Below are 13,287 nucleotides of genomic sequence, written 5' to 3'. Positions count from 1 at the left end.
TCCATGACGGACCGGATCGCGGCGCAGATCGATTTTCTGTGCGAGGCCGACCGGCTGAAATCGGTCGATCGCGCGAATGTGCTGATGGATCTGTCCCGCGCCGAAAACAGCGCCGAACATAGTTGGCACGTGGCGTTGTGGGCGATGGTTTTCGGTGCGTCGGACCGGACCATCGCCATGCTGCTGCTGCACGATCTGGTCGAGATCGACGTCGGGGATCAGCCCATTCACCTGGCCCATGATGCCGGCGCCCTGATGCAGGCCGAGTTACGCGCCGCTACCCGGATCTTCGGTTTGCTGCCCGAGGGCGGCAACTGGCTGGATCTCTGGCGCGAATTCGAGGCCGGTCTGACGCCGGATGCCCGCTTCGCCAAGCGGATGGATCACTGCCAGCCGCTGTTTCAGGTCTTGCTGACGCGCGACCCCCTGCCGCAACATGTTCAGATCGTGCGCGACAATCTGGACAGGGGACGCGCAGCCAGGCTGCACGCGGAATGGCCCGAGGCGATCCATGCGGCCCGGTCGCTGCTGGATCAGGGAACCGCGCCGACCGGTGATCTTGGCGCGCGACTGGGCTTTCTGGCCGAGGCGGATGCACTGAAATCCGTGATCCGCGCGAATGTGCTGATCGACGCCTCCCGTCGCGAGAACAGCGCCGAACATAGTTGGCATCTGGCGTTGTATGCGCTGGTCCTGCGCGAACACGCGCATGACGGGGTGGATATCAGCCGCGTGATCCGGATGCTGCTGCTGCACGATCTGGTCGAGATCGATGTTGGTGACGTGCCGCTGCATTCCGCGCAGGGGCAGGCGCATGGCTCGGCCAGCATACAGGCCGCCGAGGCGCGGGCGGCGCGACGCATCTTCGGCCTGCTTCCGACCTCGCAAGGGGCAGACTACCTGTCGCTGTGGCAAGAATTCGAGGCAGCCCAGACACCGGATGCGATCTTCGCCAAATCGCTGGATCGCTGCCAGCCCGCCGTGCAGAATCTTCGTTCGGGCGGCGTCGGCTGGCGTGAATATTCCGTCAGCTACGCGGATCTGGTGACGCGGGTCGGCGCGCGCGTCCACCCCGGCGCGCCGGCGCTGTGGGGCTGGCTGGACCTGCGGCTGCGGGATCATTTCCGCTGAGGCCCGAAAAAATTCGTCGCTCTTCTGGAACGATCGTCTCGTTCGCGTGTTGGGATGCCATACTGGAAACAGACATATCCGAGGAGGAAATGGAATGAAATTCAAAGCTTTGGCGATGACGACCGCAATGGCAATGACAATCGGCGGAACGGCCTTCGGCCAGACGATGATTGGCGAACAGGAACTATCGAAAGCCGATGTCCCGTTCGTGAAGGCACATTGCGAGATGCTGGCTTCGGGCGGCACGGAAAGTGACATGGCGACCATGGGGATTTCGGGCAACCCCGATACGGACGGCATGGAGCCCAAACCCGACGCAACCGATTTCGGGTCGGAATCGAACGAAGACGTCGTTGCCGGCAACGCGGGCAATCCCGACGCCGGAGAAACGGACGAAAACCAAGCCGCTGAAGGCATGGTGTCCGAGACTGAGCTCGCCCCCGAGGGCAATTCAGGCAACCCCGACGCCGAGACCGATGTTCCGTCGGTCAACCTGCAGCAGATCACCATGGCTGATTGCGAAGCCGCCGGAATGTGATCATCGTGCCAACCGTGGCACCATAGCTTTGGTCGCAGCGTTATCTCTGCAAAAAAAAAACGCCGGACAATCTGTCCGGCGTTTTCTTTTCAGTGCGACAGCATCAGCGGCTGCCCCTTCAGGGAGTGGCGATGCGCCATCGCACGGGCACGCTTTCCGGCCGCGAAAGGTCGCGCACCGGCAAAGCTTGTGACGCCCTCGCGCAGTTCGGGAAACAGCGTGAAAATCTCGTCCCTCGCAGCCGCACCCAGCGCCGCAAGCGCCTGTGGGCCGGGGTAAAGCGACTCGGTCTCGGCGCCGTTGGACATCACGACCTCGTGGTGGTCGAACATCAGGTGAAGATAGGTCACTTCGCTGGCGTCGAAGACTTCGTCGATACCCTCGATCTCTGTCAGGTGGCGTGCCGCGATCAGCAGTTCCTTTGTTCCAAACATCCGCTGAGCGATTTTCGAGCAGATCAGGATCCGATGCTGCGGTGAAACCGTCAGGTCACTTTGCGGATGGTTATTGCCAAGGGCGCCGGCACGAATGCGAATGGGACGAAGCTTGGGGTTGCTGGCAAGATCGGTCGCTGACAGGCGGCGCCTTCCGCACCAGCGGATCGGTTGAAAGCCGTTGTCGCGCGTCCAGACCCTGTCGCCGACCGACAGTTCCTCGACCGCGCGCTCTCCGGATTCGGTCAGGATCATCGTGCCGAGGGCGAAACAGGGAACAAAGCCCTGAAGATCGAAGCGGTTCGCACTTGCGACCCCCAGTTCGGTGGTGAAATTCTGCGCCGGGGGCAAGCGAATCCCGATGATCGGATAGCTGGTGACGGCATCGACCTCACCCGGTACGCCCCCGTTGACGGGTGGCGGGATCATGAAGGTATTGCCCGAGGTGTCTTGGAAGACGCGCACGGTCGTGGTCACTGTATCGGTGCTGCCATCCGGCAGCAGCCGCGTGACCAGGGTGCCGCTTGCAAGGAAGGCACCGTCGATTTCGTGGCTTTGATCGACCGGCGGATCGCCCAGTTCATAGCTGATGCGTTCCTGCGTACCACCGTAATTGTTGTGGTAGATCATGCCGTCGCCATTGGTGTCGTTCATCGACACCTCAAGCACCTGCGCATGCAGCGGCTGATCGCTAGTGCCGATGCTGCGATTCGCGAAAATTCCGGTCGAGGCTTCGGAATTGATCGTCGATTCATTCGGGTCGATATCGGCGTAATTGCCGAGGTAGATCATGCGATAAATGGGCATCTGAAAAATCCAGAAAACTGAAAAGGCTACGCAAGTTCGATATCCGAGTTTCAGTCACCGGAGAAGTTGTTCATTTGGTCAATTTTAATCGAATCCGGCCGATGCACTCGCGCCGCCAATCCAGAAATGCATACCATGGCATACTGTCTTTCATTCCGCGCCGAATGCGGATATAGCCCGGTCAGCACGCAACCAACGCCAAGGGAACCACCATGTCGAAGATCAAGGTAGAGAACCCCGTCGTCGAGCTTGACGGCGACGAGATGACGCGGATCATCTGGGATTTCATCAAGCAGAAGCTGATCCTGCCCTATCTGGACATCGACCTGAAATACTACGACCTCGGGATCGAAGAGCGTGACCGCACCGACGACCAGATCACCGTGGATGCCGCCGAGGCGATCAAGCAATACGGTGTCGGCGTCAAATGCGCGACCATCACCCCCGACGAGGCCCGCGTCGAAGAGTTCGGCCTGAAGAAGATGTGGCGTTCGCCCAACGGCACCATCCGCAACATCCTGGGCGGGGTGATCTTCCGCGAGCCGATCATCTGCAAGAACGTGCCGCGCCTGGTGCCGGGCTGGACCCAGCCGATCATCGTCGGCCGCCACGCGTTTGGCGACCAGTATCGGGCGACCGATTTCAAGTTTCCCGGCAAGGGCAAGCTGACCATCAAGTTCGTCGGCGATGACGGCGAGACGATCGAGCATGAGGTGTTCCAGTCGCCCGGCGCAGGTGTCGCCATGGCGATGTACAACCTGGACGACTCGATCCGCGACTTCGCCCGCGCCAGCATGAACTATGGCCTGTCGCGCGGCGTGCCGGTGTATCTGTCCACCAAGAACACCATCCTCAAGGCCTATGACGGCCGCTTCAAGGATCTGTTCCAGGAGGTCTTCGACGCCGAGTTTGCCGACAAGTTCAAGAAGGCCGGCATCACCTATGAACACCGCCTGATCGACGACATGGTCGCATCGGCAATGAAGTGGTCGGGCGGCTATGTCTGGGCCTGCAAGAACTATGACGGCGACGTGCAGTCCGACACCGTGGCCCAGGGCTTCGGCAGCCTCGGCCTGATGACCAGCGTGCTGATGACGCCCGACGGGCAGGTCGTGGAATCCGAGGCCGCGCACGGCACCGTGACCCGCCATTACCGCGAACACCAGAAGGGCAACGCGACCTCGACCAACTCGATCGCGTCGATCTTTGCCTGGACGGGCGGTCTGAAGCACCGCGCGAAGTTGGACGGCAACGATGCGCTGATGACCTTTGCCACCACGCTGGAAAAAGTCACCGTGCAGGCCGTCGAGGACGGCTTCATGACCAAGGATCTGGCGCTGCTGGTCGGGCCGGACCAGAAATGGCTGACCACGATGGGCTATCTGGAAAAGGTCGACGAATATCTGAACAAGGCCTTGGCCTGAGTAGTCGAAAGCCGGGCCCGGTCCCGGCCTGACCCCGGCGAGGGTTTTTCGGATAATAAAGAAGCCGCGCGGTCGCCTCCGCGCGGCTTCATTCATTCTGAAGCTTGCGCAGCAGGGCGGGCAGTTCCCGCGCGCCGGTCTCGGCCTGCCGGACAAGCTGGTCGAAATGCGCGGTCAGAATGCGAACCCGTTCGCTGTCGCGGAAGACCAGATAGTTCTGCCCGATATAGATCGCAGCCATCAGCGGCCCGAATACCGTCAGCGGCGCCGAAAACAGCTGCCGCGCATCGTACAGGCAGACGCGCAGTGCCGGATACAGCTGATCGGTGACCTGGGCAAAGTGATCCAGCTGCGCGCGGCGCAGGTCGGCGGGCAGGTCACGGTAATAGCCTTCGCCGCTGGCCAGCAATTTGATCTCTTGCCGGGGCAGGGCGATCTCCAGATCCGAACTTGTCTGGCGCATCCAGTCCAGCCGACGTTCCGATGCCTCGATCGCCTGTTCGGTGCTGCGGTTGCGGTGGTTGGCGTATTCCCAGCGCAGCACCTGGTGCGTCTTCAGCATGTCGGGCAGGCCGGTCGGAACGTGCCGGATCTTGTAGCCGGCCGCCTGCTGATGCCACTGGAACAACTGGTCGTCGATCAGCGCGCGCGTGGCTGCGGTGACCTGCAGCGAGGCATCGACCAGATCGCTGGCCATCTGCTGATGTTCGCTGAGACCCAGCAGCCAGTCGGCGCTGACATCGAAATGCCGCGCGGCAGCGGCAACCAGATGCGCGCCGGGCATCCGCCCACCGGCATCGGTCAGAAGCTGCGATACGGTCGAGCGGTCCACGCCGATCGCGCGGGCAAGCCCGGATTGGGTTTCACCGCTGTCGGCCATGATCTGCGAAAGCCGGTCGCGAAGCCCGGCCGCAAGATCGCGCTTGTCGATAATTTCTCTCATGCAGTGATATTTATCATCACATGTGCGAAATTGCTAACGATGTTCAGAATTCTGGGCAGAAGATGGTTCTGATAGCAAAGTCCCAGTTTCCCGTCAGCAAGAGGAAAGGGCAGGATGGACACCCGCAAGCGATCGGTTCTCAAGGCTGTTCTGTGGCAAATGCTTGGCCTTGTTGTGATGACACTGGTCGGCTTTGTGCTGACGGGATCGGTTCGGGTGGGTGGCGGCATGGCGTTGATCAACGCCGTGCTGGGGCTGGTGCTGTATCTGGGCTATGAAAGGCTGTGGCAGCATATCCGCTGGGGCCGTATCGCGGGTTGACCGGCTGCGGGCGCTTTCCAAACCCCGTGGAATCGGCTATCGGCGGCACAAGCATTCCCTGCCGCCGGAGCCCGCGCCATGAAAGCCGCCGTCATCACCTTTCCCGGATCGAATTGCGACCGCGATCTGGCCGTCGCGCTGGAACAGGCCGGTGCGCAGGTCACACGCGTCTGGCACAAGGATGACGCGCTGCCCGTCGGCACCGATCTGGTGGCTGTTCCGGGCGGCTTTTCATATGGCGACTACCTGCGCTGCGGCGCGATCGCGGCACATTCGCCGATCGCCGGCCCGCTGCGCGCGCATGCGCAGAAGGGCGGCTATGTCCTGGGGATCTGCAACGGATTTCAGGTGCTGACCGAGCTGAAGCTGCTGCCCGGTGCGCTGATGCGTAACCAGGGACTGACGTTCATCTGCCGACCGGTTTCGATGAACGTTGCGACCGTCGCCAGCGACTTTACCCGTGGCTATGGGCGGGGTCAGCAGATCACCATTCCCGTCGCCCATCATGACGGCAATTATCAGATCACGCAGGACGACCTGGCGCGACTGCGCGATCAGGACCGGATCGCATTCACCTATGCCCCGTCGATCAACGGATCGGTCGCCGACATTGCCGGTGTGCTGTCCGAGAACCGTCGGGTTCTGGGGATGATGCCGCATCCGGAACGGGCCGCCGATCCGGCACTTGGCGGCAGCGACGGCGCGCCGCTGTTTTCTGCGCTGGTCGGCAGCTTGCAGAACGCCTGACTTGAGCGAATATGATTCCGCGCCTAGATTGCGTCAGTTGACGGATTATTTCGGATTGACGAGGTGATCGGGGATCAGGGGAAACACGGCAGATCGGCACGGACCGGGCGGGCAGGGCCCCAACCGGCCAGTCCCTGGTGGCTGCGTTCTGCCATCGGACTGATCTTCGTGGGCGCCCTTGCGGCGATCTGGATCACCAACGCCTGGCTGACCGAGCGGTTCGCGGAAAATACCCGCGTCCATGCAGAGCTTCGGCTTGAGCTTTATACCGGAAACCTGCGCGCCGAGCTGGATCGAAACGAGGTTGTGCCACTGCTGCTGGCGCGCGACCCGGCGCTGATCGGAGCGCTGAGCAGCGGCGATTTCTCGACCACATCGGCACGTCTGATCGCCGCGCAGAAAGAGATCGGCGCAGCCTCGATCCGGCTTCTGGACGCATCGGGGCGGACCGTGGGGGCCACCGATCGTTACCAGATCGGCGCCAATGTCGTGTCATCGCCCTATTTCGTCGAGGCGCTCCGCTCTCGGGATACGGTGTTCACGGTCTCGACCAACGACGCGGGCGCCTATGAATTCAACCATTCCCGCGCCATCGTCGCCGACGGCAAGACCCTCGGGATCATCGTGGTCGGGGCCGATCTCAGCCAGTTGGAACGGCGATGGTCGGGCATCGCCGATGCCGTCGTGGTGACCGACAGCGAGGGCAGGATCATCCTGTCGACCGAACCGCGCTGGCGCGGCCTGACCATTCCCGAAGCGCTTGAGGTGCGATCCGCCCCCTCCGCGATCCAGCGCGCCTTTCAGGTCACCACCGACTGGGCCGCGCCGCCCGCCGACGCCTATCTGAAGGGACGCGCGGTGATGCGCAGCGAATATCGCATCACCTTCCGGGGCTGGAAGATGGTCGGGTTCACCACCTATGCCTCGACCCGGGAACGGGTGAATGCGGTTCTGGCGCTGGAGATCATGGGGTTCGCGATCCTTCTGGCGGGCGCGTTCTGGCTGTTGTCGCGGCGTGCGCGGTTGCAATCGGCGGCCTATATGCGCGAGTCTGCGGATCTGCGCGCGCTGAATGCGCGTCTGACCAGCGAGATCGCCGAACGCGAGCGCGTCCAGAAGGAACTGCGCGTTGCCGAACAGACGGTCCAGCAATCCTCGAAACTGGCCGCCCTTGGCGAAATGTCCGCCGGCGTCAGCCACGAGTTGAACCAGCCGCTGGCTGCGATGAAGACCTACCTGGCCGGCGCGCGGCTGCTGTTGCAGCGCAACCGGCCCGAAGAGGCGCTGTCCAGCTTTCAGCGGATCGACGACCTGATCGAACGGATGGGGGCGATTACCCGGCAGCTGAAATCCTATGCCCGCAAGGGCGGGGATGCGGTCGAACCCGTCGATCTGCGCGCGGCCGTCAGTTCCGCCCTGACCATGATGGAGCCGCAGCTGCGCAGCCGCACGATCCGCGTCAGCCGCAACGCGCCGCGCGGCCGGATCATGGTGCTTGCCGATCGCATCCGTCTTGAACAGGTGATCATCAACCTGTTGCGCAACGCGGTCGATGCGGTCAAGGATCGGCGCGATGCCGCCATCGAGATCACCGTCGAGGCCGGGTCTCACGCCCATGTGTCCGTCCGCGACAACGGTCCGGGTGTTTCCGATCTGGAAAAACTGTTTGAACCCTTCTGGACCACGAAGAAGCCCGGCGAGGGCACCGGACTTGGGCTTGCGATCTCGTCCAGCATCGTGGCCGATTTCGGAGGTCGCCTGACCGCCCATAACGCAACCGAAGGCGGCGCCGTCTTCCATGTCGAACTGCCGCTGCACCGGCCCGGCGAAACCCACGAGGCGCTGGCCGCGGAATGATTATCGAGAGAGGTTAGAAGAATGTCCCGCAAGCTGAAGATCGCGATTGTCGACGACGAACCGGATATGCGGGAATCGATCAGCCAGTGGCTGGTCCTGTCCGGGTTCGAGACCGAGACCTTCGCCAGCGCTGAAGACGCGCTGAAGGTGATCGGACCGGATTGGCCGGGCGTTGTCGTGTCGGATATCCGGATGCCGGGAATGGACGGGATCGCGCTGCTCAAGCGGCTGATGGGACTTGATTCCGCCTTGCCCGTCATCCTGATCACCGGCCACGGCGATGTGCCGATGGCGGTCGAGGCGATGCGCCTTGGCGCCATGGATTTCATGGAAAAGCCCTTCAATCCCGACAAGATGACCCAGCTTGCTAAGAAGGCGACACAGGCGCGCCGGATGACGCTGGACAACCGCGCGCTGCGTCGCGACCTGTCCGAGGGGCAGCAGGTGATGTCCAAGCTGATCGGACAAAGCCCGGTGATGGACCGCCTGCGCGAGGATATCCTGGACCTGGGGCAGGCCGATGGTCACGTCCTGATCGACGGCGAGACCGGCACCGGCAAGACCCTGGTCGCCCACGCCCTGCACGCGGTCGGCCCCCGCGCAACCAAGAAATTCGTGCCCGTGTCCTGCGCGGCCTATAACGACGAGGCCTTGTCGGCGCGCCTCTTCGGTCCCATCGAAGAGGGCCTGCCGGCGGTCGAGGAAGCCCGCGGCGGCACCTTGTGCCTCGAAGATGTCGAGGCCATGTCCGAACCGCTGCAGGCCCGGCTTCTGGCCTTCATCAGCGATCAGGGCACGCCCGCCGAAACCCGGATCATCGCCATCTCGAACGCGCGGGGCGAGGGGCGCAAGGCCGAGGATTCGCTGCGGCCGGATCTGTTCTATCGCCTTTCTGCGCTGAAGATCACGCTGCCACCCCTGCGGGCGCGGGGCGAGGATATCCTGGCGCTGTTTACCCGGATGTCCGAACAGTTCTCCGAGGAATATGGCTGCGAACCGCCGCAGGTCAGCGCACAAGAGGCCGCGCAGCTTCTGCAGGCGCCCTGGCCGGGCAATATCCGTCAGTTGATCAACGTGGCCGAACGCGCGGTGCTGCAGAACCGTCGTGGATCGGGGTCCATCGCCTCGCTTCTGATGGCCGATGGCGAGGACAATCAGCAAGCCACGACCACCGAGGGCAAGCCGCTGAAGGAATATGTCGAAAGCTTCGAGAAGATGTTGATCGACAACACCATGCGCCGGCACAAGGGCAGCATCGCCGCCGTCATGGAAGAGCTTTGCCTGCCGCGCCGGACCCTGAACGAGAAGATGGCGAAATACGGCCTGCAGCGCAGCGATTATCTGTAAAGATCATCGCCGGGAACGACAAAGGCGGCCGCCATCATCGGATGGCGGCCGCCCTTTCTTTCATCTCGGGCCTGATCGATCAGGCGAACATGAACTCGTCGCCGCTGATCGTCGTGTTGTAGGCCATGTCGATGGCTTCCGGCGGCGTCAGGTCGCCGGTGATCGGATCGACCGCGAAATCGCCGGGGATCTCGTCCGGCATCTCGCCGTTGGCATTGAATTCGCTGTGATAATAGAACTGAGTCTCTTCGCCTTCGGCCTGGATGAAGACACCTTTCAGCGATGATCCGGCGGACACGTTGGGATCGGCCTCGATCAGGTCGGCCAGCAGCGTGTCGATATAGCTGTCCAGATCCGTCGGCAGGTTCGCCGCGCCGGTGTCCAGCTTGACGCTGTAAAGCCAGTCGGCGTTCACGTCGCCCTCGGGCTGGTTCCAGGTGTTGGTCGCGGCGTCGTAGGTCGCCCCGAACACCAGCGTCAGCGAGGTCGCACCGGCACCGGTGCCGGGGAAATTCAGGTCGATCTGTTCGTCGGGCAGGGTCGATGCGGGCGGCGTGTAGGTGCCGGTTCCGGCCAGCTTCGCGCTTTCAAGGCCGCACCAGCCGATGCCACCGGCACGAATGCCGATTTCGGCCTCTGCCAGCTCTGCAAGGCTGCTGACGCCCAGGTCCTTCAGCGAAACGGTCAGTTCGCCGTCCCGATTGTCGGCATCCCAGCCATGCACGGACCCGATCTTCTGCGCGAAGTCGAAACCGTCCAGTCGGTCGCCGTCGGTATCGCGGCCCCACATGTTGTTGAACAGGCCGGCCGATCCGATCTTGCCGCCGTCATTGCCCGCGTCCACGAAGAAACCGGTCAGATCCGCATGTCCCTTGACCTGTTCGTAGGTGAAGACGATCTTGCCGTCGGCGTTCTGCGTGGCGCTGACATTGACGGTCACGCCCTTGCCGCTCAGGGTCCAGTTCACCTGCCCGCCATCCACCGATGGCTGCGGCGCGGTGTCATCGTCCGCGCAGTGATCGCGATCACGACCGTGACCCCACCATGAATCATGGCGGTTGTGATGCGAAGAAAACTTGTTACCGAAAGACGCGAAATAGCGGCCGAAACTCATTACCGATCTCCTCAATTGCAGGTGGTCGGCAAAATATCGCCGCAGCCTTTCCGGGCAACTTGTCCTTTTGGTCAGCTTTTAAGGATATATATCCTCTTGATTATTATGTCCTTTGTGAAATTTTCATGATCGTTTTGGGCGACTGAACGCGATTTTCTGACGGGACATGATAATCGTTGGCGTCGGGTCCATGCCAGCGCCGGCAATCTTTCGCGCATGGTCGGGCGACGTGCATCCAGGCCCTTTGCGGCCGCCAAAGGCTTGCGCGGCCTTTGCCGCAGGTTTAACCCTCTGCCACCGCAGAAAGGGACTTCAGGAATGAGCGTGACATCCGCCAAGGGTCTTCACCCCCGCACGCAGGCCGTCCATCACGGCACCCGTCGCAGCCAGTATGGCGAGATGGCCGAAGCGATCTTTCTGACGCAGGGTTTCGTCTATGACAGCGCCGAACAGGCCGAGGCTCGGTTCCAGGGAACGGGCGACGACGAATTCATCTATGCCCGCTACGGCAACCCCACCAGCCGCATGTTCGAGGATCGGATCGCCGCGCTGGAGGGGACCGAGGATGCGTTCGCCACGGCCAGCGGCATGGCGGCCGTCAACGGCGCCATGTTCTCCATGTGCGCGCCCGGCGATCACGTCGTGGCGGCGCGGGCACTGTTCGGGTCCTGCCTCTATGTTCTGGACCTGCTGGCGAAATTCGGGGTCGAGGTGTCTTATGTGGACGGCACCGATCTGGACCAGTGGCGGGCCGCGCTGCGCCCCGGCACCAGGGCCGTGTTCTTCGAATCGGTGTCCAATCCGCGGCTTGAGGTGATCGACCTGAAATCGGTGGCCGACATGGCCCATGCGGTCGGCGCGACGGTCGTGGTGGACAACGTTTTCGCCACGCCGGTCTTTTCGCGCGCGGTCGATCAGGGCGCAGATGTGATCGTATATTCCGCCACCAAGCATATTGATGGCGGCGGTCGCGCACTGGCCGGCGTGATCTGCGGCACCCGCGACTATATCCGCAACACGGTAGAGCCGTATCTGAAACACACCGGCGGCGCGATCAGCCCGTTCCACAGCTGGATCATGCTGAACGGTCTGACGACTATGGATCTGCGGGTCCGGGCGCAGGCCGACAGCGCGCTGACGATTGCCCGCGCGCTGCAGGATCATCCGGGGCTGTCGCGGGTGATTTATCCGGGTCTGCCGGACCATCCCCAGCACGATCTGGCGATGGCGCAGATGGGTTCGGGCGGCACGATGATCGCGCTCGAGGTTGCGGGCGGCAAGGATGCGGCCTTCGCCGCGCTGGACCGGCTGCGGATCATCAGGATCTCGAACAATCTGGGCGACGCCAAGTCGATCGTTACCCACCCCGCGACAACCACCCATCAGCGCCTGTCGGACGAGGCCAAGGCGCATCTGGGAATCACGCCGGGGTTGCTGCGGATCTCGATCGGGCTCGAGGATGCTCAGGATCTGATCGACGATCTGACCGGGGCGCTGGCGGGCTAGGACGGCGCAAAAGCGTGGCGGTGCGCCGTATTTTGGGATGATTTGTGCGGTCCTGTTCTTTAGAAACAGCCGAAACGCCCCCATATTGGCGTCCGCTGTCCCATGGAGGATGACCGCATGACCGAAGCCCGTCCGATGGTCCCGGCCTATCCGGCGCTGATCCGCGACTATGATTCCCAGTTCCGCGCAGACGAGTCCTATCGCGCCGGGCTGCCCGATCTTCAGAACGGCCCGGCCAGCCTGATCGTCGGCGCGCGGGCGCCGATCCAGCATGTCGGCATCTCGAATTTCCGGCTTCCGATCCGGTATCAGACCCGCCCGGATTCCTCTCATCGCGGGGGCGAGATCGCGCTGGAGACCAGCGTCACCGGCACGGTCAGCCTGGACGCCGACCGCAAGGGCATCAACATGTCCCGGATCATGCGGTCCTTCTATGCCCATTCCGATCACCTGTTCAGCCTGAAGGTGCTCGAGGCCGCGCTGGACGACTACAAGGCCGATCTGGATGCCTTTGACGCGCGCATCCAGATGCGGTTTTCCTATCCGATCCGGGTCGATTCGCTGCGCTCGGGCCTGTCGGGCTGGCAATATTACGACATCGCGCAAGAGGTGGTCGAACATCGCGGAGACCGGCTGCGGATCGTCCATTTCGACTATGTCTATTCCTCGACCTGCCCCTGCTCGCTGGAACTTTCCGAACATGCCCGCGAAACGCGGTCGCGGCTGGCGACGCCCCACAGCCAGCGTTCGGTCGCGCGGATTTCGGCGGTGATGAAGGGCCCCGACAAGATCTGGTTCGAGGATCTGGTCGAACTGTGCCGTCGCGCGGTGCCGACCGAGACGCAGGTGATGGTGAAGCGCGAGGACGAACAGGCCTTTGCCGAACTGAATGCCTCGAACCCGATTTTCGTCGAGGACGCCGTCCGCGCCTTTGCGCATGAATTGCAGGCCGATCCGCGGATCGGCGATTTCCGCGTCATCGCCAGCCATCAGGAATCGCTGCATTCCCACGACGCGGTCAGCCTGCTGGTCGATGGTCCGACCTTTGCCCAGGCCTCGCTGGACCCGATGACCTTCGCAGGGCTGCGCGCCTGAGATTGCGTCCCGCGATCGCCGGG

12 protein-coding genes are annotated in these 13,287 nt (G+C 62.7%); 9 read left to right on the top strand and 3 right to left on the bottom strand.

What is annotated here, in order from left to right:
* The first annotated feature begins 3 nt into the window (after positions 1–3).
* Together MU516_RS08670 and MU516_RS08665 are read left to right on the top strand one after the other, a co-directional pair.
* On the top strand, positions 4–1,131 hold the full coding sequence (locus MU516_RS08670; RefSeq protein WP_260276824.1) for an HD domain-containing protein: 1,128 nt from the start codon (positions 4–6) through the stop codon (positions 1,129–1,131).
* A gap of 94 nt (positions 1,132–1,225) precedes the next feature.
* The gene (locus MU516_RS08665) at positions 1,226–1,669 is read left to right on the top strand and encodes a hypothetical protein (RefSeq protein ID WP_260276823.1); all 444 of its coding nucleotides are present in this window, start codon (positions 1,226–1,228) and stop codon (positions 1,667–1,669) included.
* 89 nt (positions 1,670–1,758) lie between these two features.
* Here MU516_RS08665 and MU516_RS08660 read toward each other — a convergent pair whose 3' ends face one another.
* Positions 1,759–2,910 (bottom strand): Hint domain-containing protein, encoded by a 1,152-nt coding sequence (locus tag MU516_RS08660; RefSeq protein WP_260276822.1) that lies wholly within the window; start codon positions 2,908–2,910, stop codon positions 1,759–1,761.
* A gap of 212 nt (positions 2,911–3,122) precedes the next feature.
* Here MU516_RS08660 and MU516_RS08655 point away from each other — a divergent pair, with 212 nt between their 5' ends.
* Positions 3,123–4,334: an NADP-dependent isocitrate dehydrogenase gene (locus MU516_RS08655; RefSeq protein WP_260276820.1), complete on the top strand. Its 1,212-nt coding sequence runs from the start codon at positions 3,123–3,125 to the stop codon at positions 4,332–4,334.
* Positions 4,335–4,422: 88 nt separating this feature from the next.
* On the opposite strand, the gene MU516_RS08650 is transcribed toward MU516_RS08655, so the two are convergent.
* Positions 4,423–5,277 (bottom strand): helix-turn-helix domain-containing protein, encoded by an 855-nt coding sequence (locus tag MU516_RS08650; RefSeq protein WP_260276818.1) that lies wholly within the window; start codon positions 5,275–5,277, stop codon positions 4,423–4,425.
* 114 nt (positions 5,278–5,391) lie between these two features.
* Here MU516_RS08650 and MU516_RS08645 point away from each other — a divergent pair, with 114 nt between their 5' ends.
* From MU516_RS08645 to MU516_RS08630, 4 genes are all read left to right on the top strand, one after another.
* Positions 5,392–5,598 carry a DUF2061 domain-containing protein gene (locus MU516_RS08645; protein ID WP_260276817.1) on the top strand — a complete coding sequence of 69 codons (207 nt, stop codon included), beginning with the start codon at positions 5,392–5,394 and terminating at the stop codon, positions 5,596–5,598.
* Between the two features lie 78 nt (positions 5,599–5,676).
* Positions 5,677–6,345, top strand: a complete 669-nt coding sequence (gene purQ, locus MU516_RS08640) for a phosphoribosylformylglycinamidine synthase subunit PurQ (RefSeq protein WP_260276815.1) — start codon at positions 5,677–5,679, stop codon at positions 6,343–6,345.
* 141 nt (positions 6,346–6,486) lie between these two features.
* Complete coding sequence (locus MU516_RS08635; RefSeq protein ID WP_425606841.1) at positions 6,487–8,202, top strand: sensor histidine kinase; 1,716 nt, start codon at positions 6,487–6,489, stop codon at positions 8,200–8,202.
* 21 nt (positions 8,203–8,223) lie between these two features.
* On the top strand, positions 8,224–9,549 hold the full coding sequence (locus tag MU516_RS08630; RefSeq protein ID WP_260276814.1) for a sigma-54-dependent transcriptional regulator: 1,326 nt from the start codon (positions 8,224–8,226) through the stop codon (positions 9,547–9,549).
* A 79-nt stretch (positions 9,550–9,628) separates the two neighbouring features.
* Here MU516_RS08630 and MU516_RS08625 read toward each other — a convergent pair whose 3' ends face one another.
* Positions 9,629–10,663 carry a hypothetical protein gene (locus MU516_RS08625; protein WP_260276812.1) on the bottom strand — a complete coding sequence of 345 codons (1,035 nt, stop codon included), beginning with the start codon at positions 10,661–10,663 and terminating at the stop codon, positions 9,629–9,631.
* Between the two features lie 318 nt (positions 10,664–10,981).
* Between MU516_RS08625 and metZ the strand changes: the two genes are divergently transcribed.
* Together metZ and folE2 are read left to right on the top strand one after the other, a co-directional pair.
* On the top strand, positions 10,982–12,169 hold the full coding sequence (gene metZ / locus MU516_RS08620; RefSeq protein ID WP_260276811.1) for an O-succinylhomoserine sulfhydrylase: 1,188 nt from the start codon (positions 10,982–10,984) through the stop codon (positions 12,167–12,169).
* A gap of 117 nt (positions 12,170–12,286) precedes the next feature.
* Positions 12,287–13,264 carry a GTP cyclohydrolase FolE2 gene (folE2, locus tag MU516_RS08615; protein ID WP_425606834.1) on the top strand — a complete coding sequence of 326 codons (978 nt, stop codon included), beginning with the start codon at positions 12,287–12,289 and terminating at the stop codon, positions 13,262–13,264.
* Positions 13,265–13,287 lie beyond the last annotated feature (23 nt).

Source organism: Paracoccus maritimus (assembly GCF_025195095.1).
Lineage (GTDB): Bacteria > Pseudomonadota > Alphaproteobacteria > Rhodobacterales > Rhodobacteraceae > Paracoccus > Paracoccus maritimus.
This window is presented reverse-complemented; position numbering and strand designations above follow the sequence as displayed.